We start from the raw sequence: 24,223 nt of genomic DNA, 5'->3' as shown, positions 1-24,223 counted from the left end.
AAGCGGCCTTTATTGATTTTTACCCCTACCCGGGTATTGAAACCGGATACTCTTAAAAATAAAGAAGGATGCATCTTTTCACCGATACATCCTTCTCCTTTATCTGATTGGCAGAGTCTTATTTCAGCTTAGCCAATGCTTCTTTGATGCGACGGATCGCTTCAACTATATTTTCATCGCTGGTGGCATAGCTCATACGGATGCATTCCGGAGCACCGAACGAAGTACCGCCTACGCAAGCTACATGAGCATCCTCAAGCAGATACATCGCCAGATCATCCGAATTCTCAATCTTACGATCCCCAACAGATTTGCCAAAGAAAGAACTGCATTTAGGGAACAGGTAGAAAGCGCCTTCCGGCACATTCACCTCAAATCCCGGAACTTCTTTCGCCAACTTCACAATCAGGTTACGACGACGTTCGAAAGCCTTACGCATCTCTTCCACCGGAGCCTGAGAACCTGTATAAGCAGCCTCAGCAGCCTTCTGAGAAACTGAGCAAGGACCCGAAGTATACTGTCCCTGAAGTTTATTGCAGGCTTTCACAATCCATTCCGGACCGGCAATGAAACCAATTCTCCATCCGGTCATCGCATATGCTTTTGACACACCGTTTACAATCACCGTACGTTCTTTCATCTCGGGGAACTGAGCGATACTCTGGTGTTTTCCGATATAATTGATGTGCTCATAAATCTCGTCGGCAATGACGATAACCTGCGGATACTTAGCCAATACGGCTGCCAGACCGGCCAACTCTTCTTTGCTGTAGACAGAACCGGTCGGATTAGACGGTGAGCAGAGAATCAAAGCTTTGGTCTTCGGAGTGATGGCAGCTTCCAGTTGGGCAGGAGTGATTTTGAAATCCTGTTCGATACCGGCAGTAACAATCACTGGAGTACCTTCGGCCAGTTTCACCATTTCCGGATAGCTTACCCAGTAAGGAGCAGGCACAATCACCTCATCACCCGGATTTACCAACACCATGATGGTGTTACATACAGATTGTTTTGCACCATTTGCACAAGAAATCTGAGCGGCTGTATATTCCAGACCGTTTTCTTTCTTCAGTTTCTCTACGATTGCATTGCGCAAAGCCGGGTAGCCCGGAACCGGAGAGTAGCGAGAGAAGTTGTCATCTACCGCTTTCTTGGCAGCTTCTTTGATGTGATCGGGAGTATTGAAGTCGGGTTCTCCCACACTGAGGTTAATTACATCAACACCCTGAGCTTTCAGCTCAGCGCTTTTTTGCGACATAGCAAGAGTCGCCGAAGGCGACAAGCTGTTCAAACGGTCTGATAGTTGGTTCATTTCGTATCTATTTTATTGTTGTTGAGTGAATTTGATTGCAAAATAAACTATAATATTTGATATATGAAAGCAAATAGACAGTTTACTTATTAAAATGAAGCGTATGCCCCATCCGCTCTTTCTTTGTCTTCAGATAACGTACATTATAAGGATTCGGCTTAACCTCTATTCCCACGTTCTCGGTAATCTCTAACCCATAGGCTTCCAGACCAATACGTTTCACCGGATTATTCGTCATCAACTTCATCTTTTTCACTCCGATCTCACGCAAAATCTGCGCACCGACCCCATAATCACGTTCGTCGGCATCAAAACCCAAATGGAGATTGGCATCTACCGTATCATATCCTTCTTCCTGGAGTTTATAAGCGGCAATCTTGTTCATCAAACCGATACCACGACCTTCCTGATTCATATAGACAATTACCCCTTTTCCGGCAGCTTCGATCATCTGCATAGCTTTATGAAGCTGCTCACCACATTCACAACGGCATGAACCGAAAATATCACCAGTCATACACGAAGAGTGCACACGTACCAGAATCGGTTCGTCTTTGTCCCACGTTCCTTTTATTAATGCAATGTGCTCCATCCCGTTCGATTTCTGACGGAAAGGTATCAGACGGAAATGTCCGAACTGCGTAGGCATATCCACTTCCACTCCTCTATCAACAATCGACTCCATCTGAAGACGGTATGCGATCAGGTCTTTGATGGAGATTATTTTCAATCCGAAACGACGGGCCACTTCCACCAATTGGGGCAGACGAGCCATGGTTCCGTCTTCATTGATGATTTCAATCAAAGCGGCAGCAGGATACAAACCGGCAAGTTTAGCCAAATCGACACTCGCCTCGGTATGTCCAGCGCGACGAAGGACTCCACGCGAACGGGCACGCAGAGGATTGACATGCCCCGGACGTCCCAAATCGGAAGGTTTTGTCTTCGGATCGGCCAAAGCACGGATAGTCATAGCACGGTCGTGCATGGAAACCCCCGTCGTGCATCCCTCAAGTAAATCAACAGTAACCGTAAAGGGAGTCTCGTAAATTGAAGTATTGGATGACACCTGCATATCCAGTTCCAACTCGGCACAGCGTTCTTCCGTGATAGGAGCACAAAGTACGCCACGACCATGAGTCAGCATGAAATTCACTTTTTCCGGAGTAATCTTTTCGGCAGCGATAATGAAATCACCTTCGTTTTCACGATCTTCATCATCTACCACAATTACGAAATTACCCTCTTTGAAGTCGGCTATCGCCTCTTCGATGGTATTCAGTCTTATTGGTTCCATACTCTTATATCTTAATTTTTGTTATTAATATCCTTTATTGTAAGTTCTACGTCCCGGTTCAATGCAATTATCCGTTCCATATCCTTATTCAGGCGTATACGGAAAGCCCAGATACGGAAATAGAAAAATAAACCGATAGGCATCAAAATTCCAATTGCCATATTAAGCCAATAATTATGGAACGGACGCACATGTGCGTTTACAGGGATAATCGGATATTTCTCCAGCTTCTGAAGCAATATCAACGAACGGGTATTGGACATCTCATCTACCAATGACTCCATGCGGTTGTTAATCTCAATGATCTCCTGATCCTGACCGGCAGTCATCCACAAACTAAAATAATTAGGAGCTTTAGACAACCGGTTCTTTTCCATATAGTTTTTACACTCCTCCGAAAGTGCATCCAGATCAGAGGGAAGGCGCCGATAATCCGGATCATGAATAATCACCTCCTTCTTTGACAGATGGCGGACACTGCGCACACCGAATACTCGCTTAAACCAAGCAATATAAACATCAGTATTCAATACCACAGAATCTTTATTCGATTTATAAGTCAGGAAATATCCCAGCGGAGCCAGAATGGCGGAACTCATCCACATCCCCATCCATACAATCCACTTCCCGTCGCGAGCCATTTTATAGCCTGTATTATCAATAATATAATAAATGATAAAGGTAAACACGGAAACAATAACCGGCATACCCAATCCACCTTTGCGGATAATGCCTCCCAAAGGTGCGCCAATAAAGAAAAATAAGAGACAGGAAAGAGAAATTGTGATTTTCCGATGCCATTCTATTTTATGTCTTCGTATGCTAAGATCATTCTGAGCCATTGTAAAGCTCTTAAACCCCCAATCACTCGACAGATTCTCCGTACGGCCAACGGCTGAAGCTATGATCTTCTGCTTATTCATCAAGGTAGCAACTTTAAACAGACTATCCACATTGTAATCGCCAATGCGCGCTTCCTCCATCTTCAGGGTATCTTCCTTGGTCAGTCCGGCCGCAGTGCGATACGGCCCCTTACTTGCTTCAATGTAATACTGCCTGCCGATACTATCGGCCAATACAGTCATCGAGTCGATGGAAGCCTGTATTTTTATCATATCTTTGGTGGTAGACTGATTGCTCATAATACTGGCATCAGCCATATTAAAGTCCGAATCGAACTGAATGATCGTATGTTTCTCCCGGAAAGATTCCCGGCGATAAGGAACATTCTTCGAACTCATGCTCTGTGCCTTCAGATTCTCAAACATCTCACCGCTATACAGATGTAGATAAAGATGCTGCTTATCGGCTGTCATCTCCAGACGTCCCGAATCGGCTACAATAATACGTGCATTATCAAAGTTATTGGAGAAATCATAAATAATCACATCGTAGAGCATGCCCGTCTTACGGTCTTTTCTTTGCACTTTCAAATTATAACCATCAATTTCATCATAAAAAACTCCTTCGGGAATATCTACCTCAGGAGATTTCTGCTTCATCGAAATGAGCAAAGTGCCCAACTTGGCTTGTGCCCGCGGCCCTATGACATTTTGGAAATAGAAGGATACACAACAAATGGCGAAGACAAGGACAATGAGCGGACGCATAATTTTAAGCAGCGAAATGCCTGCTGCCTTCATGGCGAGCAATTCAAAACGCTCGCCAAAATTACCAAACGTAATTAAAGAAGCCAACAACACTGCCAAAGGCAGAGACATCGGTACCAGACTCAACGCAGAATAAAAGAAGAATTGAGCCAGTACACTCATTTCTAACCCTTTTCCCACCAATTCGTCTACATACTTCCACAAAAACTGCATCATGAAGATGAAGAGGCAGATGAAAAATGTACCGACAAAGAGTAATAAAAAACTCTTTATTATAAAAATATCTAATCTTTTTATGCGTAGCATCTTAATAGTTTCATGCAATTAAGATACAAAATTAGCACAAAAAAAGGAGTGCAAAAAATTTTTGGTTGAAAGTTAACTAAAAACCGCATGTTCTACGTAACTTACTCACTTGGGAATCCCACAATTCCTTCAAATCATCAACCTCTTCCGGATCAGAAAAGTCACTAATTTCAAGCACATAATCGCCCGTCAATTCATTATTACTCATTTTTATTTCAAAATACTCCCTTTCATTTTCGTCATCAAGCCAATGGAAACGAATAAACGAATAGGCCCGAATGGCAACAATAGTTGCCTGACGCTGTTCGGTTTTACCCCAACAAAAAGTCACTGTTTTATCATCTGATACTACTTTGTCTGCAAACCAGTCCTCCAAACCGGTAGGTGTGCTTATTGCTGACCAAAGAATATTTTTAGAAGTCGCATTCAGAAGATATTCCAAATGTATTTTCTCCTTTTTCATAGCTTTATTATTGATTGTGTGTGCCAAGATAAATACTTTTTTCTAAATACAAGGCATAATTAATTCACTTTCTTCATTACATCTCTTCTTTCAGAGTCAGAAATAGCCTGTTCATCATACTTTCAGAGATGTTTTTTTTAAGTTAAACACAAAAAAGATAGAAAATGTTTTGGAGATTTAAAAAAAGGCTCTATCTTTGCACCCGCAATCGAGAAACAATGGCGGGATAGCTCAGCTGGTTAGAGCGCATGATTCATAATCATGAGGTCCCCGGTTCAATCCCGGGTCCCGCTACCAAAAGAAAATTAGCGTTTAGGAGGCTTCCACTCTTGGGCGCTTTTTTATTGCACGACACGCTGCTCCCCTCATACATTCCACTCAGTTATCAACAAGGTTATTAACAGGTATCCACTAAAGTTATCAACAGGATAACAAAATAAGCTTCAATTGATTACAAGTTTACATTCATTCTATTAACCATTACTTCAAACAGGCTATCAACAAGGGAAAATGATAATGTTTCAACTATGTAAGTCTATTTACTGAAATGAGGTAAATACAGGAAGTCTGAACAAACAATCTTATCGAAAGGTTCAACCACCTACTTTTTTTATCAAAGCACATATACTTATTAAAATAGCAAATATCCCCGCTAAACCTTATAGGAGAAAATTGGGGAGTAAAAGTTCTGACACTACTCCATAAGATTAAAAATCAAGTAATTATAAGCATTAGTTACATTCCTGCAAAAGGCTTGTTTTAACAGTACGTTAAAACAAGCCTTTTGATAATAAAGAAGAAGTCTTTTGTGCACAAAAGACTTCTTCTCTGCAAATAGAAAAAAAACGTTCTGAAAAAGGCATTAACAATGTTAATAGAAAAGGGCTACGCTCCTATCTATTTTCAGATCCCGGCAAGCCGTATGCTCCAATCGAGATTCACAGAAACGTAACCTTTTGGGGCTTGAGAAGTTATTTTAAGTTCAAATTACTCCTTACCGATGTGATTGCTGCATTAACTGGTGTAACGGACTTTTGAGTGCAATAATCAAACTCTGCAGATTTGTCGCCGGTAAATGATTTCCATTTTAGTTTTAATTTGACTGTTTTACCATTTGTATCCGGCAGACCATCCAGTTTAAAAGCGACCAGACCATCTCCCATCGTACCATATGTGTCTCCGTACGCATGATGACGGAATTCTACCTCATAAGGATTCTCCGGATTCTGGCTTAACAATAAATTTACGAAATGGGCTTTATGATAGTCTCCCCACGTTGTTCTGAAACGTAGAGTCAAATAACCATCTTCTGCAATAGTCACCCAATCATTCACAATTTCGACTGGATCCGTGCCATATACAACATCATTTTCCGTCCCCAGATCAGGTGCAATCGATTTGGTCAGAATACTATCTATCCAGTTCACCTGTATGGCCTTATCATATTTTCCACCTGATTCATCCAATTCATCATAATTCACCAATGCCCTTACTTCTTTCTCGCCAAAAGGAGAAGAGGTCATATTAGTAGGCAACAATGTCGTACTATCATTCAACTGTAAAAAGCATGAACCATCAGTCGCGTTTTTCACTGTTACAAGAGCATTAGGAAATCCTCCTACATAATAGTACTTATCATTGTCATCCAGACAAGACTGTAAACCGGCAGAACAAACAACCGCCATCGCAATTATAACTCCTTTATTCAAGAATGAACAGACTTTCATAATAGATTTCATTTTCATTAGACATTCAAAATAGGTTCTCTCTATTTATAGAAATAAAACAATTCCGAAAAGCCTGCATCCAAGAATGTTAATTAAAAATAATATCAATGGCAAAGAGTACTTTCAGGTCCCAAATATGATCTTTTGAGACCGCCCATATCAATTACTATTTTTTGATGACAAGTTCATCACTTACATCATTAAGATAAGTATTCCTATGGGTAAGCCAAAGTTTCTCATAAAAACAGTTTCTTCAAAAAACATCCCCTATATTCATAAAACGAAACATATCACACATCTCGTTTTATGAATACAGGGGATCAATGAAAGTTATCGAATAATTAATAACCGGATTGCCCAAAGGCCCAATCACAGTATCCTTTGGGTAAAGAGCGGGATTTGCCACCAAAAGTCACAGAGAACGGTTGTTTTAAGTTACAATGCAGATTCACGATTTGTTTTTCGTCTGCCTTTACTGTCAGTGTATTACCTTTTCCGGATACACGACAATTATATCCAACCACCTCACCATTTGGACGTTCTATCACAAAAGCATTAGTCAGTACCGTCTCACCAATACACTTAAACAGTTCGTGCACATCATTATCCTGAGTATTGACTGTCTGCCAATCGCTGATCATGTTTACATATTGTTCGCCAATAACAAACTTACGGGTATCATATAATTTGGGATGCGGATTGCCAAAACTAAGATCTGAAAAGTTCAATTTTGTATCAGCACTGCATGCCTGCTCTACTTCAAGGTGTGGATCAACAACAAAAGCCCAACGCAACTGTCCAGTCTTATAATCAATCAAATTAGCAAAAGCCCCCATTGCATTAAATGTCTGTTCCAACCATTTTTCGTCACCTGTCAACAAATAGGCATAATAGGTAGCATATGCACGCCATCCGCTCCAACCATGTGGCGAATTAAACATATTCGGTAACATTTGCACATCGTATTGCGCTTCCCAATAACGCATAGTACCTTGCCGGCGACGTCCATCAGGAACACGAAGCTGAGTCAGACAATCGTGACTATTAAGAATCTTCAGCATTGCATCAGTATAATATTTACGTGTTTCAGCATCTTTTTCAAGAACCCCCATCATACCGATCTGTAAAGCCGAACAAGAAATCATTCCATCCTCAAATGTCAGCTCTCCTTCTGTCTGGAAATCACCTTGTGATGCAACCAATTGGTCGATTGCCTTTTTGGCAGATAAAAAATGACGTTCGGCACAATCTTTCCAAAACGGATCTTGCTCACCCTGTTTACGTTCAAGAACGGCAAGTTCTAAAACACTTTTAGCAATATAAATAACACTGGTATAGACTGTTCCGTGATTATAATAGGCTCCGTCATCACGCTGAGAAGTCCGAATCATCCAGTCAGCCAATTTCGATGCTTTCTTCAGATCCTCCAAATTTCCCTGTGCCTCATACTTATCTGCCAACATCCCAATTGTAGTGGAAGTATTTTGAATACGAGTTTTAAAATACAATGGCTCCACTTTTTCCGGATCATGCAATTTATTGTAGAGCTGATCAAAATAATCACTCAATTGTTTATCCAATGTTTTATCCGGAAAATAACGGGCGGCCAGAAAGGCCGAATAGAACCCATACCAACTTTCGGCATGTGATGTGGGTTTCTGATGATAACGGGCTACATTCTCACGTGCCTTTTTCATCACCCACTGCCAAGGATGATGCACCGTCCATACTGCTTCGGCAACCTTATTGCCCGAACGGACGGAAAGAGTATAAAGTCCTGCATCTCCCAGTTTAACCTTTCCTATCCAACGTTTACCCTCCGCTTTAGTCAGTACAACAGGTAACTCTGCCCCCGCATCATTAGTTACTTTTACCTCTGGAGTATCCGCTGTAAGCATGAATGACGCTTCCTCATGCGCAGCATAAGAGGTCTGACGAATATCAATCAAAGGAATATCTGCAGCTTGTGTTATAGCATATTCCAAATTATCCAGCTTCCCCACATTGATGAACAGGAAGGTCCACTCTTTACTTTCGCCTTGTTTCAACTCATACAAATCTTGCGGATGACGAGCCGGTAAAGGTAAGGCATTCAACAAGTCAAGATTTAGCGATTCAATGCGATGCCCCATGAACCAAAACGGTGCCGGATCCTGATATCCCAAATTATAGTCCACACTCCAAGATGCTACAGGCTGTTGTGACACAAGTCCCAATGTATGTCCGGAAGGAGTCTGCAGATACCCGTAAAAATGAGTCTTTTCATTTCTCATCAAAGTTGGAAAATATTTACCGAACCAATCCGGATATTTGTCCATATATGTATCGATACCTAACTTAAGCCCTGCCTTCTGAGGTTGAAAAGGAACTGGTGACTCGTTAGTCAACTTCACCCTCAATGCAGGTTGCCCATGAACTTTTGTATAGGAAATGCAGCAAAGCACCCCGTCTATTTCGCTGCGATAGGAAGCATATCCATCCGGAATCCAAGGCGCACGTATCTCTTTTCCCTCGCGTTTAGCATAGAAAGAGGGGCCGGCATGATCGCCCTTACGGAAAAAAGGTACTGTATCATTTCGTTGTTTATTTTTAAATATTAGTTGTTCCGCACATCCGGTTTCAGAAATTCTCCATTCCCAACCAGGGTGTTTCAAAACAATTTGTGCCGGAGTCATTGGACTGAAAATCAACATTCCGGATAATAAAACGGCTAAACGTATTCCTTTAAAAAGCATAATCTGTTTTTTCTATTCTAATTGTGAAAAAACGGATCCCGGCAATTTAAAGAATCATAAGATGCCCCATGACAAATTGCGGAATCCGTTTTGAATAAATTTATAATAATCTCTTAATAAGCATTAGTACCCCTCATTCTGAATAACCTGTCCACTACTTTCGGTAATGACACTCTGCGGCAACGGCATCAGGTTCATATACTCTTTTGCAGTAGTAGATCCCTTATACTTGATAGCATAATCAATATACAATCCATAACGAATCAGATCACTACGACGGCAGCCCTCACCCCATAATTCATGCCCACGTTCTTTAAGAACAGCTCCAAGAAAATCGTCCAGTGAGGTAAAATCACTCAACTGATAAGCAGTCAATCCTGCACGTGTATGTACATCATTCAGACGGTCCACAGCTTCCTGAGTAACCGCATTATTACTACGTGCCAATGCCTCAGCCATCAGAGTCAATACATCGGCATAACGGTAAACAACAACATCTACTTCACTGCTTTCACTGGTTTGTGTCGGATCTTCTCCATACTTGATGGGCAATGCACCTTTATCCAGATACTCGCCCGGATTAGTTTCATTGTATGTCACCCCATCTGTTCCTACATATTCACTACAAATAACTTCCAGACGCTTGTCCTTAGGATCGAAACTGTGGTAAAACTGCCATGGCATACGATAGCCATTCCATTTTTGGATATTGGGATTAGTTGTAGGATAATTACTTGGCAACACATGTGCATGCCACATTTGCTCATTTACCCCTCTGGTTTCAATACATGAAAAGATCATTTCATCATTGCCTTCATTCTCTAAAGTAAAGATGTCCTTATAATTAGCAACCAACGAATACCCACATTTCATAACTTCTCTTCCACATTCCACAGCTTTGCCCCATTCTTTTTCATGCATATAAAGTTTCATCAACACTGTATATGCCAGTCCTTTGGTAAATCGTCCGAAGTTCTCATCAGACTTGCTATATTTAGCAGGAAGTACTTCAGCTGCCGCTTTCAAATCATCTTCAATCAACTTCACTGTTTCCTCTTTTGAAGAACGAGGTACAATGACCTTCTGGGTAGGATTCTGTAAAACTTCTAATGAAGGAATCTGAATAGGGCCATACAAGTCGTAAAGAATATATGCTAACCAGCCACGTCCACAACGTGTTTCGGCAACTAAACGTGTTTTTTCCTCTTCTTTCATATCAATACCAGAAATACGGTCTAATGTCAATGTCATCTTTCCGATATGATTCGCCCACGTACCATAAAAAGAAGTAGGGATATCAGAGGTAGCAGTGAAATTCAACTGTAATACAGCCGGCCACCATGAATCTCCCCATTTACAATCCAATAGGTCGGTAGACATATCTGTATTGGAGGCCAGACCACCTTTAGCGCATTGAAATAATCCGCCATATCCATCTGCACGGAACGGACCGTAAGCTGCTGCAATAACCAGTGCATCTGCATCATCTGCATTAGTTGGAAATATAGTTGTATTAATAGAGTCGTATGATTCGGATTCCAGGTTAATGCAAGAATCCAATAAACCAATCACTGCGATAAACAGGGAAAATATATAAATTATCTTTTTCATATCATTCTTTATTTTTTATTGCTTAGAAAGTAATATCCAGACCAATACTAAAACTGCGCACATTAGGATATGCCCAATAAGAATCATCCGTTTCCACATCCAAACCATCATACGGAGTAATAGTAAACAAGTTGTTTACATCAGCGTAGATACGTACATTGGAAATCAGCTTCTTTGCCGATTTAACAGGCAATGTATATCCCAATGTAATATTACGGCAGCGAATAAACCAGCTCTTTTCCAGAAAATAGTCTCCATATCCATAATTACTCATATATTGAAAATAACCCGGCATCTTACCCGATGTATTATCATGTGACCACACATCTTTAGCCGAAGTCGGCATGTTATAGCCACGATATAAGTTATTCACTCCAGTCATTGTACCTGAACCAACAATCCAATAATCTTTATAAGAACCACTCTTTAATAAATCCAGCTGCCCATAGAAGTAAACATTCAGATCGAAATTCTTATAACGGAAAGTATTATTCAATCCCAACAAATACCCCGGATCACTGCAACCTTTAAATACAGCATCCGCATAATCAATCTTTCCATCCGGCTTTCCAGTCCTCAATGGAATGCCATGTTTATCGGTTTTATAAGTTCCGTCTGCATTGTATGCATATCCATCAATATCTTTTAATTTCACCTGTCCCGGTAGGGCTCCCGGCATCCAGGATACTTCCTCTCCCGGCTGAATCAACCCGTCAGACAGATACATATAGTATCCCCTCAACGGAGCATTATACATATCGTATGGGTTCGGGCTCCAGCTCTCGTCACGTTCTTTCCATTTATCACGATAGAATGAGAAGGTGAAATCGGTATTCCAGCTAAAATCTTTTGTATCAAAGTTCTTTGTATTGACTGTCAGTTCAAATCCTTGGCTTTGTGTTTTACCAATATTGGCCGCAATTGAACCTACTTCATTATATGAAAGCACACTGCGGGAACTAAGCAAATCAGAAACTACCTTATGAAAGTATTCTGCCGTTACATTAAAACGGTTGTTTAAGAAGCCCAGATCCAATCCTACATTCCACTCGGTCGTCGTCTCCCATTTTAAATCCGGATTACCGATCTGACTGACATAAACTCCTGTATATTCTTTATTACCGAAAACTTTATTATATCCAGTACCATAATAAGTGACTGATTTATCTCCAATATTCGAGTTACCTGTTTGTCCGTAACTTAACCTTAACTTACCGTTAGATAGCACTTTATCCAAATTCAAAGACCGGGCAAAATTTTCCTCCGTAAATCTCCAACCCAAAGCGACAGAAGGGAAATATCCCCAGCGGTTATTTTTTGCAAAGTTAGAGGCACCATCAGCACGAAGAGTGGCAGTCAGCAAATAACGATCTTTATAGGTATAATTTACACGACCGAAGAAAGAAGCCATTTCGCTTTTAGAAGCGGAAGAACCAACCCATGGTTTCTCATAAGTACCTGCACCCAGATTATTAAACAGAAAAGCATCCGTCAAAAACCCCTGGTTACCGGCATTCAGATATTTGCTGGTGAAACGCTGGAAAGAATATCCAACCAAAGCATTCAAATTATGGTTACCAAAACGCTTTGCATAATTGGCTGTCAGTTCCAGCAAATAATCAGATCTGTCATATTGCCCGATATCTGCACGTCCATCTGCCTTTTCTCCATAAAGAGTTGTTTTGGGCATATAGACTTCACGACGCTGGTAGTTGCGGTCAATGCCGAAGCTCGCTTTTAATGTGAGTTCATTAATAGGTTTAATTTCAACAAACGGAGTAGCCAACAAACGTTCTTTAGTCGTTTGGTCACTAATCTCAAGTAATGAAACAGGGTTTGGAATATAAGCAGCTTGTTGATTCAAACTGTAATCACCATTTTCATCTTTGACCGAAAGTAGAGGACTAAACTGAGCTGCCGACACTAAAATACTGGCATATTCATTTTGCCCCGCTCCCAACGGAACATTGTCCAAGGTATTACGGCTCACAGTCAGGTTGATACCGACTTTTGCATATTTACTAAGTTTCTGATCCAAATTAACACGCCCGGTATAACGCGACATACCATTATTCTTCACAATACCCTTCTGATTAAAAAAGTTACCCGAAATCAGATATTTGGTATATTCTGTACCTCCATTGATAGAAATATTATGCTGTGTCTGAAAACCGGTACGCGTAATGTGATCATACCAATCCGTATCGTTCACCGGATTCGCAATCTCCGCATCCGAATATTTTGGACTATATGCACTGGCGACATCCGATTCACTCTTACCGCCATAAATACCAACTTTATTGTCATACATCCATTTTTCCTTGAACCAGCGGTTAGACTGAATCATAAAATCCTGTGCATCCAACATTTCATATTGGGTAGCCATGGTCTGTACAGTAGCCGATCCTGAATAGGTAACTTTGGGTTTCCCCTCTTTTCCCCGTTTAGTCGTAATAATAATAACACCACTGCCTGCGCGCGCACCATAGATGGCAGTAGAACTGGCATCTTTCAATACTTCAATTGATTCTATATCATTGGGATTAATAGAGGCCAAGATATTATCAGTTGTACCATTATCGCTGTTATAACCGACACTGACATTTCCCGCATTACTTACAGGAAATCCATCCACAATAATTAACGGATCATTACCTGCACCGGTCGAAGCAGCTCCACGAATACGAAATGTTGTACCCCCACCCGGCTGGGCACTAACTGTGTTTACTTGCAATCCAGCAGCCTTACCTGCCAATGCATGACTTACCGTAGAGATTGTACTTAAGGGAGTATCATCCATCTTCACTGATGCTACAGCTCCGGTCAGGTCCTTTTTCTTCATAGTACCATAACCTACGACAACAACTTCATCTAAAGTTTTAGTATCTTCCTTCAGCGAGATAGTTAATTGATTCCGGTTTTTTACAGCTATATCCTGCTGTACATATCCAATATATGTAACCTGTAATACTGCGTTATCCGGCACTTCTAACTCAAAATCTCCATTGAGATTGGTAATTACTCCTGTTGTCGTACCTTTTACTAATACATTTGCTCCGATAATCGCCTCGCCACTGGCATCTTTTACAACTCCTTTCACTTTCTTTACCTTTGAAGCAGGCTTTTGCTCCACCGGCACAATAACGATGTAGTTGCCGTTCTTTTTGTATGTATAACCCGTATCTTTCAGGATGGTTGCCAATATCTCCAAGACTTCAGTTTCTTTCTGGTTTAACGAAACCTTACGGGAGACGTTCAGGTGTGAATCATTATAAGCGATTTTATACTTCGAAGATGCTTCGATCTTCTCAAACGCTTGTTTCAATGATACTGTTCCATCCCGAAACGTAACTTTCTGGGCATGTACTTGCAGAGAACCCGCCAACATCAAACCAAGGCAAAAGGTTGCCACTCGGATTGACCGATTTTTGTTCATAATATTATTTTTTTTAGTTAAACAATAGCCGTCCTTTGGCGACTTTTACAATAGGACAGTCTGTTATTTAACTACACCCAACGACAAAAAGTTAACAAAAGCTAATATTTAAAATCTTATTCGATATAAATATCTTTCCCCTCTATCTGATATTCAAGTCCCGGAATCATTTCTTTGATCAGCATCATTACATTTTCTATCGACTCATTAGGATAAAAATGAATAGTCAGATTATTGGATTGATAAATAGAAGTCTGTAAATGTACCTGAACCGAATAGGCGCGTTCTAAGGTCTGCATCACTTCTTTAAACGGACTACTACTAAAATACAAACCTCCATCTCTCCAGTCAGAATAATCAGAAGCTTTTACCCGTTTTCGCTCTATATGTCCAGTAGACGGGATATAAACGATTTGATCATCAGGCTCCAGTAAATAGGATGAATTGGAACGATTCAGCAACATACGAATGGATCCTTCTTCCAAAGTTGTCACGACCTTATCGATATTAGGATAAGCATTTATATTGAACTCCGTACCAAGTACACTGATTGAAATAGAGTTCGTTTTCACAATGAAAGGACATTCTTTATTTTTCGTTACTGAGAAATAACCTTCACCGGCCAGATAAACTTCACGTTCATCTCCAATGAACGAAGATGGATAAACCAACAGAGAACCGGAATTGAGCCAAACTTTCGATTGATCGGGTAAGATAATTTGTTCCCTCTTCCCATTATTAACATAGTATTGGATGAAGGTCACATTACTGAGTTCATTCTTGATAGTAAGAGTTTCTGTATATAAATAAGCAGAACCGAATAAAAGCAATAGAGGGATGATGATAGATGCAGCAACCCAAGTCCACCGGGGAATACGGAAACGCGGAGAGTCCGCTTCCAACTTCACAGAGCTTCCTCCAATCTGTTGTTCCAGCTTCTCAAACGCTCTTAATGTTTCGTGTTCATCCCCTTCCGGGAAACCGATCTGTTCCCAAATACCAGACAAAGCCTCCTCTTTCTCTTGCTTGCTGTTTGTGTCGGTTAATCGTTTATACACTCTCCCCGCCACCTCTTCCGATGCCGGATGATGGAAAAAGTAAGTGATTATATTTTTTAAATAACTCATTCTATTAGTAATTTATAATAGGACGTATAAATCCGAGTTTATCCCTAACCGTATTAACATAAATAGAGAAAAATAAAGAGTAACAAAGCATTTTTCAGTTCTTTCAATGCCAGGTTAAGATGGTTCTCAACTGTTTTTTTACTTATCTGCAACTTTTCCGCTATTTCTGCATTGGTAAGCCCAGCCTCCCGGTTTAACCGGAAAATCGTTTGCCGTTGAGGAGGCATGTTCTCTACCACCATATCAATCAATAATTGCAAATCTTTGGCAACTAACTCTTCGTAAGGTGTAGTATCCGTAGACTCTTCCACTGAATCAGCCCTTTGATCATCCTGACGATTCTGCCTGGAACGCAAATAATTGAAAGTTGTATTTTTAGTCAAAACATACAGATAAGTACCAAAGACTTCCACTTCACGAAATCGTTCCCGATGGGTCCACAGCTTAAGAAAAACCTCTTGTGCCAAATCTTCCGTTTCACTCTCTGATTTAACCAATCCCATAATAAAAGAGCGCACCTTTGGATAATAACGCACAAACAATGTCTTAAACGCTATATGGTTTCCTTGTGAGAATTGGACGACCAGCAATTTTTCATCTGCGATTTCAGAATGCATTATTATACCTCGCTTAAAAGATTAACTTAGACAAGTATCAGATTATATATCAATACGCTGACAAAAATAACAAAAAAAGCTTAATATAAAGATGTTATAAGTTGTTTTTTCCGGAAAATGCCCTACAGAGCCACAAGTTCACCTCTGTCATTTACAATCATCATCAAGCCTTCAGTCTCATCACGAAGCAGCTCCCCTTACCCAATTCGCTCTGCACGGTCAACGTACCTCCATGTGCTTCTACAAAGTCTTTTGAGATAGACAATCCTAAACCACTCCCCTGCACCTTGGTGCCCGGCACACGGAAATAACGATCAAAAATACTTTGGTGATATCGCGGATCAATACCCTTCCCAAAGTCCTGGACATAGAGTTCGATATACTCTTCTTCACGCCGTGCACCAATCACCACCCGTCCATTCTCTTTAGAATAGCGGATTGCATTGCTCAAAAGATTAGTAAGCACCCAAGCTATCTTTTCACTATCCACAAATAACTTAGGTATCTTCTCTTCAGGGTACTCCACTTCTATCTGTATATTGAATTTATCGGCCTGTACCTGATTGGCCTTAATGGCATATTCAATCAGTTCGATAGGTTTTGTAATTTTCGGCATCATCTGAAGTTTACCGGCTTCCACCTGAGTCATATTCAGTAATTCTCCGGTAATATCAAGCAAACGTTGGCTGTTATCCTTTATATTCTTTGACAGCTGTTCTTGTTCTCCATTCAGAACTCCTACCCTCTTGTCCTCCAATAGCTGAAGGCTCATCATAATGGCAGAAATGGGGGTCTTCAGTTCGTGAGAAATAGTGGAAATGAAGGTTGTTTTTGCCGAATCGAGTTCCTTAAATTCTGTGATATTTTTCAGCAAAATGACGTCTCCCAAATTACGGGCTTCTCCTTTTTCTGCCTCTGCATTCTCAATCGGGATATAAGAAGCCTGGAAATAACTTTCTTTATTATCCGCATAGATTTTCAAGGGTTCATTCTTTTCGCCGGGAGTCACCAGTTCACGTATCAGTCTGCGCAGCAGATCATTCTTCAAAGAAAGTTCCTCAGCCGAGTGTCTAATCACATTCTCACGCTTCATATTGAGCACATTCAGTGCTTCATTATTAATAAAAAGAATTTCCCGTTCGGTATTCAGCCCGATAATCGGTTCATGGATACTATTGACTACAGCCTCAAGAAATTTTTTTGCAGAAAGAATATCAGCTAACGTACTGTCACGATATTCTGTCAGTTTCTCTGCCATACGATTAAAACTATCGGAAACCTCCCTGAATTCTTCATACCCCTTCATATCCAATCTCTTTTCATAATTATGATTGGCTATTTCCAGAATTCCACGAGTCAGTTCCTTTACCGGTCTATTAATGGAGCGGGGTAGCCAAATAAGCAGAACCAACCCCGTCAAGATACAAATACCACCCGTTATGGAAATCCATAAAAGAGCACGTTCCAGAGCAGGCATAGCAACCGGACTGTCGGGTTCCGTAGCCGTCAAAATCTGAAGATTAACCACTGAAAGTGTTACCAGTAAAATGATCATTCCGGCCAATATTCCAATGCCGAAAAGTAATTTGGTTTTTATATTCATAATCGATAATGAGACTAAATCATTTTTTATGCAAGTATAATCAAATCTACGTTCGCTTGTGCCAGATTATTTAAAAATCTGCGATATTTCAATATTCCGCACACAGCGCCGGGCAATCGGAGGAAAGGGGATCCCATACAAACAGTGGATATTTGTTTTTCTTTGCAAACCTGTACAATGCTCTGCAATACATCTCTCGACTGCACCTGAACCACTTCTCCCCCCAACTCAGTCACCAGTTTAAAATGATTCAGCAAATGACGCTGACTGGCCAGATCGATACGCTCCATGCTCTCTTTGGGAGTCTGTACATAGAGTGCTACAAACGAGGTGTTGTACCGGGTAGCCAAACGGGCTGCTTTCCGTATAATACGCCGGGGAGCCTTTTCCTGACTACTGATGCAAGCCATAAATTTTTCATGACGAACCCCAAGGCCAATGCTCATCACAACTTCATTTTCCACTTTCTTCTCTACTCGCAATGCGACCTCTTTCAAGGCCAATTCACGGAGTTGCAAAATGTTTTCAGTCTTAAAAAAGTTATTGAGTGCGGTCTGAATCTTCTCCGCTTTATATATCTTCCCCGCTTTAAGCCTGGTAATCAGTTCTTCGGCTGTGAGGTCAATATTCACGACCTCGTCAGCCTCTTGAAGTACGCTATCGGGGATACGTTCCCGAACTTCAATGCCTGCTATATCCTGCACTTCTTCGTTTACACTCTCAATGTGCTGGATATTGACTGCCGAAATCACATTAATGCCTTCATCGAGCAATGTCATCACATCCTGCCAACGTTTCTCATTTAGACTTCCTTCCACATTAGTATGTGCCAGCTCGTCCACTATCACAATTTCGGGATGAATACGGATAATCGCCTCCAAGTCCATCTCCTCAAGCTCTTTCCCTTTATAAAACAGTTTCCTACGCGGAATAACCGGCAAGCCTTCCAATACGGCCTCCGTTCCGGCACGCCCGTGTGTCTCAATATATCCTATCCGGACATCTACTCCACTATCAATCAAATCATGTGCTTCCTGAAGCATCCGGTAAGACTTGCCTACACCGGCAATCATACCGATGTAAACCTTGAACTTACCACGACGTGATCTCTTTATCAAATCGAGGAAATGCTGTACACTCTCTTCTCTATCCATATTTATTCATTTTTTATACTGCATAACCCGTAACAGTATCACTACTGCTACGGGCCGGCTAACAACTTCATGAGTTTTTAAGTTATATCTGATTTCACGGTTTTAAAGTGATACCAAACACCAAATGTGCATCTTCCATACGAGGATTCCAAACAGCCTGTGCAAATATAGGCAAAGCAAACGTATCATTGAATCTGATCCGGGTAGTTCCTTTCAAAGCAACATTGGTCACAGCAAATCCATCACAATTGTACTGAGGAGCCGCATAAGGGACAATACCGCAAGTTGCGTTCAGATCTACCATCTTTACACAGAAAGGATAATTAAACTCGACATAAGACGAGTAATTCTGTTTGCCTTCCGCATTCTTATCTTGTCCGGCAAACATGGTATACCATGCTATAGATAAAGGGAACTTTTCAGACTGGACGGCATAAGTAAGTCCTGCTTCAAAATGGTGAGCGGTTTCATGACTTTTAAAATTAAAGTATTTACGCGCTCCCTGTCCTGCCCACCATAAATCTGCAACTGAAAAAGTCAATCCGGAATTACCTAAAGTATAGGCAGCAGTCAAATCTATCTCTTTGGCAGCAGCTCCGGCCGAAGCGGAAGTCCCGTCAAAATCTGTAGATCCCCATGCCGTCAGCGAAAAGCCTCCGGCACTGAAACCCAGAGTCGGCTGAATACTGACCCCTGTCTGATACATTCCACGCCAAATGTAAGAGCTTACCAGATCGCCCTGAACATTGAACTGTTGAGCATTTGCATTTATGCCTCCCCAAAAACACATAGCCACAAGTGCCAGTGATGTTAAAATCGTGTTTTTATTTATAATATTTCTCATATTCATTTCCTGTTTACTTTTGTCTCTTCAAGAGCTATATTCAATTTTAATACATTTACTTTCTCGGTTCCGAATACCCCTAACAATGGTTTTTCCACTGCCTTATCTACAATCCTTCTGACTTCCTCTACATCCATTCCTCGTGCTTGAGCGACCCTTTTTACCTGCACATAAGCACTCTGAGGAGTGATATCGGGGTCCAGTCCCGAACCACTGGCCGTCACCATTTCGGCAGGCACATCTTTACGGGACAAGTATGGATGGTGAACCAGAAAAGTGTCGATACGGGATTTCACTTCTGCCAGATATTCCGGATTGGTAGGCCCTTTATTACTACCAGATGAACTGGTTGCATCATAACCGTCACCTGCACATGAAGGGCGTCCCCAAAAGTAAATATCCTCCGTAAATTTTTGTCCGACATTGGCGGCGCCGACCACTTTACCGTTCAATGTCACCACCTCCGCATTACCCTGATTGGGACCGGCTACCCGAGCAAACAACCATAACACGAGAATATAGAACACTGAGAAGAATACACAAAACACAAGCGTTATCTTGATAGATTTTAATAATGTTTTCATTGTTTGAATATTTAGAAGAATAAACTGACTACCAAATCGATTAACTTGATTCCGACAAAAGGAACTATCACCCCTCCTAACCCATAAATCAGCAGGTTACGACGAAGTAGTGCCGATGCTCCGATCGGTTTATACTGTACTCCTTTCAAAGCCAATGGAATTAAGATCGGAATAATAATAGCATTGAAGATAACAGCCGAAAGGATCGCACTTTCCGGACTGTGCAGATTCATGACATTAAGTGCACCGAGTTCTGGAATAGCCACCATAAACAGGGCAGGCACAATAGCAAAGTATTTGGCCACATCGTTTGCAATAGAGAAAGTTGTTAACGTACCGCGAGTCATCAGCAGTTGCTTTCCGATTTCCACAATCTCTATCAACTTCGTCGGATCGTTATCAAGGTCGACCATATTACCGGCTTCCTTGGCCGCCTGGGTACCACTGTTCATTGCCACACCGACATTAGCCTGTGCCAGCGCAGGAGCATCATTCGTTCCGTCGCCCATCATAGCCACCAACTTACCTGACTGTTGTTCCTTACGGATATATTCCATCTTATCTTCGGGTTTCGCCTCGGCGATGAAATCATCTACTCCTGCCTTCTCTGCAATATATTTAGCGGTCAGGGGATTGTCACCGGTCACCATCACCGTTTTCACTCCCATCTTTCTCAAGCGCTCAAAACGCTCTTGAATTCCCGGTTTGATGATATCCTGCAACTCAATAACCCCTGTTACCTTCTGGTCGACACACACTACCAGCGGTGTACCGCCATTACCCGAAATTTCAGCTATCACTTCTTCTATTTCTTTCGGAAATTTATTTCCTGCAGCCTCCGTTATTTTACGGATTGCATCGAAAGCCCCTTTACGGATTTGTGTACCATCGGACAAATCAACCCCCGAACATTTGGTTTCGGCAGTGAACTGAATCATGCGTGCACCGGTCGTATTAAGACTCCGCATGCGTACCCCCGATTCACGTCCTAACTCTACGATGGACTTACCTTCAGGCGTTTCATCCGAGAGGGAAGCCAGCAGACAGGTCGTAATAAACTCACGCGGACCGACTCCCGGTGCCGAATGGAATTTTGTCGCTCTACGATTACCAATCGTAATGGTACCCGTTTTATCTAACAGCAGAGTATCAATGTCACCTGCCGTCTCAACAGCCTTACCCGATTTCGTAATCACATTGGCACGCAGTGCACGATCCATACCGGCAATACCGATTGCAGAAAGCAGTCCCCCGATAGTAGTCGGAATCAAACAGACAAACAGAGAAAGAATAGCTGCGATCGAGATGGCCGTTCCAGGATGCTCAAGACTGGTATAATCAGCAAACGGAATCAGAGTGACGCAAACGATGACAAACACAAGTGTAAAACCGGCCAACAGAATGGTCAAAGCTATCTCGTTCGGTGTCTTTTGTCGGCTGGCACCTTCTACCAAAGCAATCATTTTGTCGAGAAAACTTTCACCGGGCTGTTGTGTCACCAATACCTTGATGTGATCCGAAAGCACTTTAGTTCCACCGGTCACCGAACTCTTATCTCCACCTGCTTCACGAATCACAGGAGCAGATTCACCGGTAATGGCACTTTCATCAATCGAAGCCAATCCTTCGATAATCTCTCCATCGGCAGGAATCGTATCGCCTGCCTCACACACAAAAACATCTCCCTTTTTCAGCATTGAACTGCTCACCGTCTGAATCTTGTCACCCATCACCAGTCTGGCAGGAGTTTCCTCACGCGTCTTACGCAGGCTATCCGCTTGTGCTTTGCCACGGGCTTCGGCTATCGCTTCGGCAAAGTTGGCAAACAACAAAGTGATAAACAAAATCAGGAATACACACAAATTATATCCGAAAGCACCATACTCCGAAGTGAACAGAGAGAACACCGTCACCACCAACATAATAAGGGTAACTATCTCTACTGTAAACATGATCGGATTCTTTACCATCATTCGCGGATTTAACTTCACAAACGATTGCTTGATACTTTCCATTACTTGCTCCTTTTGAAACATAGAAGCTGACATTTTATTTTTCATAACTATATTATCCTGCTATTCTTATAAACTTAAATGTTCGGCAATCGTACTTAATGCATGCACAGGGAAGAAAGACAAGGCTGCAACGATAAAGATAACAGCGAAAGTCATCATGGCAAAAGTCGCAGTATCCGTTTTCAATGTACCGGCACTTTCGGGAATAAACTTTTTCTGTGCCAAAAGTCCCGCAATGGCTACCTGACCGATAATTGGAATAAAACGGCTCAGGATAAGCACAATCCCACATGTCCAGTTCCAAAAGTAAGTATTATCACCCAACCCCTCAAAACCGGAACCATTGTTGGCTGCCGAAGAGGTATATTCATAGAGTTGTTCGCTGAGCCCGTGGAAACCGAGGTTATTCAACCAGCCTCCTTCACTCTCTACAAAATCGGGATGATGTGTATAAACGTAACTTGAAATGGCAGTAAACACAAGGATAACAAACGGATGGAGCAAAGCAACGAGAGTTGCAATCTTCATCTCCCGGGCTTCTACCTTCTTTCCCAGAAACTCAGGTGTACGTCCCACCATCAAGCCACTGATAAACACGGCCATAATAATGAAAGTATAATAATTCATCCATCCGACACCGACACCACCAAACCAAGTGTTAATCTGCATATTCAGCATTTCGACCATTCCACTGAGCGGCATAGTCGAATCGTGCATGCCATTGACTGATCCGTTAGAGGTAACCGTTGTAGTAACACTCCACAATGCTGTGGCTCCGGCCCCAAGCCTTACCTCCTTGCCTTCCATCGCACCATGATCCTGAGCAACTCCCATCTCATCGATACGTGGATTACCTCCCATTTCCTGCTGAACATTAATGAAAACTCCGGCCAGATAAGCAAACAGCATCACTCCAAAGATGCTATATCCCAACTTTCTGCGATTGGTATAGAAGCCCAAAGCCAACGCCATTGCCATCGGAATGATCAAGATTGACCAGCATTCAACCATATTAGTCAGATAAGTAGGGTTCTCCAGCGGATGTGAAGAATTAACCCCGAAGTAACCGCCACCATTGGTTCCCAGTTGTTTAATAGGGATAATTGCAGCCGCAGGTCCTTGCGATACCATCTGCTCCTGTCCCTCCAGGGTAGTCACCTTCATCTTACCATCAAATCCCATCGGTGTTCCCTGCAAAATCAGGACGAAACCGACAATCAACGAAAGAGGTAATAAAATACGTGTACAGCTTATTACCAGGAAATGCCAGAAGTTACCTATTGTTCTGGTGGATTTGGCAGCCATACTTTTCATGATACCGGCCATAGCGGCCATCCCTGTAGCAGCAGTGATAAATTGGAACAGCATAATAACGAACAGCTGGGTAAAATAAGTCAATCCGCTCTCACCACTATAATGTTGCAAATTGCAGTTTACCATGAAACTGATGCAGGTATTGAATGCTTGATCGGGTGTCTGAGGTCCGTTACCATCGGGATTGAGTGGCAGCCAACCTTGTGATACCAGCAGTACCATTCCCCATACAAACCAGAAGGCATTCAAAATCAACAAGGCTTTGAGAAACTGTTTCCAGTTCATCTCCTCTTGCGGATTTATACCGCATATCTTATAAATCACTCGCTCTACAGGAGCCATAAAGTCCGACCAAGTCTTCTCTCCCTTATAAACCCGGGCTATGTAACGTCCCAACGGATAAGCTAAGACCACCATTAGGACGATTTGCACCGCCACTCCTAAAATTTCTGTATTCATTGCTTTACT

Annotated in this window: 16 protein-coding genes, 1 tRNA gene and 1 pseudogene; 1 reads left to right on the top strand and 17 read right to left on the bottom strand. The window is 41.8% G+C overall.

The genetic code is table 11. The annotated features are described in order from the left end of the window. Positions 1 to 118 precede the first annotated feature (118 nt). From R3O62_RS07120 to R3O62_RS07105, 4 genes are all read right to left on the bottom strand, one after another. Positions 119 to 1,312, bottom strand: coding sequence for a pyridoxal phosphate-dependent aminotransferase (locus R3O62_RS07120; RefSeq protein ID WP_005823072.1), 1,194 nt, complete (start codon positions 1,310 to 1,312; stop codon positions 119 to 121). Positions 1,313 to 1,394: 82 nt separating this feature from the next. Beyond that, a complete protein-coding gene (locus tag R3O62_RS07115; protein WP_005778652.1) occupies positions 1,395 to 2,609 on the bottom strand; it encodes a bifunctional 3,4-dihydroxy-2-butanone-4-phosphate synthase/GTP cyclohydrolase II in 1,215 nt (404 codons plus the stop codon). Positions 2,610 to 2,620: 11 nt separating this feature from the next. Further along, on the bottom strand, positions 2,621 to 4,525 hold the full coding sequence (locus tag R3O62_RS07110) for an LptF/LptG family permease (protein WP_250717113.1): 1,905 nt from the start codon (positions 4,523 to 4,525) through the stop codon (positions 2,621 to 2,623). Between the two features lie 76 nt (positions 4,526 to 4,601). Beyond that, complete coding sequence (locus R3O62_RS07105; protein WP_005778656.1) at positions 4,602 to 4,988, bottom strand: START-like domain-containing protein; 387 nt, start codon at positions 4,986 to 4,988, stop codon at positions 4,602 to 4,604. A gap of 220 nt (positions 4,989 to 5,208) precedes the next feature. Here R3O62_RS07105 and R3O62_RS07100 point away from each other — a divergent pair. Continuing rightward, positions 5,209 to 5,285, top strand: a tRNA-Met gene (locus R3O62_RS07100). Between the two features lie 674 nt (positions 5,286 to 5,959). Here R3O62_RS07100 and R3O62_RS07095 read toward each other — a convergent pair. From R3O62_RS07095 to kdpA, 13 genes and pseudogenes are all read right to left on the bottom strand, one after another. Beyond that, positions 5,960 to 6,715, bottom strand: a complete 756-nt coding sequence (locus tag R3O62_RS07095) for a NigD-like protein (protein ID WP_005810665.1) — start codon at positions 6,713 to 6,715, stop codon at positions 5,960 to 5,962. Positions 6,716 to 6,819: 104 nt separating this feature from the next. After that, positions 6,820 to 6,900, bottom strand: a pseudogene (locus R3O62_RS07090) (hypothetical protein); the annotation flags it as partial. A 156-nt stretch (positions 6,901 to 7,056) separates the two neighbouring features. After that, positions 7,057 to 9,450 (bottom strand): hypothetical protein, encoded by a 2,394-nt coding sequence (locus R3O62_RS07085; protein WP_317472419.1) that lies wholly within the window; start codon positions 9,448 to 9,450, stop codon positions 7,057 to 7,059. Between the two features lie 123 nt (positions 9,451 to 9,573). Further along, positions 9,574 to 11,061, bottom strand: coding sequence for a RagB/SusD family nutrient uptake outer membrane protein (locus tag R3O62_RS07080; RefSeq protein ID WP_022011485.1), 1,488 nt, complete (start codon positions 11,059 to 11,061; stop codon positions 9,574 to 9,576). Between the two features lie 22 nt (positions 11,062 to 11,083). Further along, positions 11,084 to 14,497, bottom strand: a complete 3,414-nt coding sequence (locus R3O62_RS07075; protein ID WP_165016373.1) for a TonB-dependent receptor — start codon at positions 14,495 to 14,497, stop codon at positions 11,084 to 11,086. A gap of 116 nt (positions 14,498 to 14,613) precedes the next feature. After that, complete coding sequence (locus R3O62_RS07070; RefSeq protein ID WP_005810675.1) at positions 14,614 to 15,624, bottom strand: FecR family protein; 1,011 nt, start codon at positions 15,622 to 15,624, stop codon at positions 14,614 to 14,616. Positions 15,625 to 15,677: 53 nt separating this feature from the next. Next, positions 15,678 to 16,241, bottom strand: a complete 564-nt coding sequence (locus tag R3O62_RS07065; protein WP_022011483.1) for an RNA polymerase sigma-70 factor — start codon at positions 16,239 to 16,241, stop codon at positions 15,678 to 15,680. A gap of 163 nt (positions 16,242 to 16,404) precedes the next feature. Then, entirely contained in the window at positions 16,405 to 17,844 is a 1,440-nt protein-coding gene (locus R3O62_RS07060; protein ID WP_005810680.1) for a sensor histidine kinase, read from the bottom strand. 26 nt (positions 17,845 to 17,870) lie between these two features. Then, positions 17,871 to 18,998: a sensor protein KdpD gene (locus tag R3O62_RS07055; protein WP_005778793.1), complete on the bottom strand. Its 1,128-nt coding sequence runs from the start codon at positions 18,996 to 18,998 to the stop codon at positions 17,871 to 17,873. A gap of 94 nt (positions 18,999 to 19,092) precedes the next feature. Then, the gene (locus tag R3O62_RS07050; protein WP_005823055.1) at positions 19,093 to 19,842 is read right to left on the bottom strand and encodes a hypothetical protein; all 750 of its coding nucleotides are present in this window, start codon (positions 19,840 to 19,842) and stop codon (positions 19,093 to 19,095) included. A 2-nt stretch (positions 19,843 to 19,844) separates the two neighbouring features. Continuing rightward, positions 19,845 to 20,426: a K(+)-transporting ATPase subunit C gene (locus R3O62_RS07045; protein WP_005778797.1), complete on the bottom strand. Its 582-nt coding sequence runs from the start codon at positions 20,424 to 20,426 to the stop codon at positions 19,845 to 19,847. Positions 20,427 to 20,437: 11 nt separating this feature from the next. Continuing rightward, positions 20,438 to 22,486 (bottom strand): potassium-transporting ATPase subunit KdpB, encoded by a 2,049-nt coding sequence (gene kdpB, locus R3O62_RS07040; protein WP_044302192.1) that lies wholly within the window; start codon positions 22,484 to 22,486, stop codon positions 20,438 to 20,440. 21 nt (positions 22,487 to 22,507) lie between these two features. Continuing rightward, complete coding sequence (kdpA, locus tag R3O62_RS07035) at positions 22,508 to 24,214, bottom strand: potassium-transporting ATPase subunit KdpA (RefSeq protein ID WP_005823051.1); 1,707 nt, start codon at positions 24,212 to 24,214, stop codon at positions 22,508 to 22,510. Positions 24,215 to 24,223: the final 9 nt, after the last annotated feature.

Source organism: Bacteroides hominis, from assembly GCF_033042785.2.
Lineage (GTDB): Bacteria > Bacteroidota > Bacteroidia > Bacteroidales > Bacteroidaceae > Bacteroides > Bacteroides hominis.
The sequence above is the reverse complement of the archived record's forward strand: the minus strand, read 5'-3'. Positions and strand labels throughout refer to the sequence as shown.

Excerpts from the sequence above, each read along its gene's own strand:
- R3O62_RS07120 (WP_005823072.1), bottom strand. The coding sequence starts at position 1,312 with ATGAACCAACTATCAGACCGTTTGAACAGCTTGTCGCCTTCGGCGACT.
- R3O62_RS07115 (WP_005778652.1), bottom strand. The coding sequence starts at position 2,609 with ATGGAACCAATAAGACTGAATACCATCGAAGAGGCGATAGCCGACTTC.
- R3O62_RS07110 (WP_250717113.1), bottom strand. The coding sequence starts at position 4,525 with ATGCTACGCATAAAAAGATTAGATATTTTTATAATAAAGAGTTTTTTA.
- R3O62_RS07105 (WP_005778656.1), bottom strand. The coding sequence starts at position 4,988 with ATGAAAAAGGAGAAAATACATTTGGAATATCTTCTGAATGCGACTTCT.
- R3O62_RS07095 (WP_005810665.1), bottom strand. The coding sequence starts at position 6,715 with ATGAAAGTCTGTTCATTCTTGAATAAAGGAGTTATAATTGCGATGGCG.
- R3O62_RS07085 (WP_317472419.1), bottom strand. The coding sequence starts at position 9,450 with ATGCTTTTTAAAGGAATACGTTTAGCCGTTTTATTATCCGGAATGTTG.
- R3O62_RS07080 (WP_022011485.1), bottom strand. The coding sequence starts at position 11,061 with ATGAAAAAGATAATTTATATATTTTCCCTGTTTATCGCAGTGATTGGT.
- R3O62_RS07075 (WP_165016373.1), bottom strand. The coding sequence starts at position 14,497 with ATGAACAAAAATCGGTCAATCCGAGTGGCAACCTTTTGCCTTGGTTTG.
- R3O62_RS07070 (WP_005810675.1), bottom strand. The coding sequence starts at position 15,624 with ATGAGTTATTTAAAAAATATAATCACTTACTTTTTCCATCATCCGGCA.
- R3O62_RS07065 (WP_022011483.1), bottom strand. The coding sequence starts at position 16,241 with ATGCATTCTGAAATCGCAGATGAAAAATTGCTGGTCGTCCAATTCTCA.
- R3O62_RS07060 (WP_005810680.1), bottom strand. The coding sequence starts at position 17,844 with ATGAATATAAAAACCAAATTACTTTTCGGCATTGGAATATTGGCCGGA.
- R3O62_RS07055 (WP_005778793.1), bottom strand. The coding sequence starts at position 18,998 with ATGGATAGAGAAGAGAGTGTACAGCATTTCCTCGATTTGATAAAGAGA.
- R3O62_RS07050 (WP_005823055.1), bottom strand. The coding sequence starts at position 19,842 with ATGAGAAATATTATAAATAAAAACACGATTTTAACATCACTGGCACTT.
- R3O62_RS07045 (WP_005778797.1), bottom strand. The coding sequence starts at position 20,426 with ATGAAAACATTATTAAAATCTATCAAGATAACGCTTGTGTTTTGTGTA.
- kdpB (WP_044302192.1), bottom strand. The coding sequence starts at position 22,486 with ATGAAAAATAAAATGTCAGCTTCTATGTTTCAAAAGGAGCAAGTAATG.
- kdpA (WP_005823051.1), bottom strand. The coding sequence starts at position 24,214 with ATGAATACAGAAATTTTAGGAGTGGCGGTGCAAATCGTCCTAATGGTG.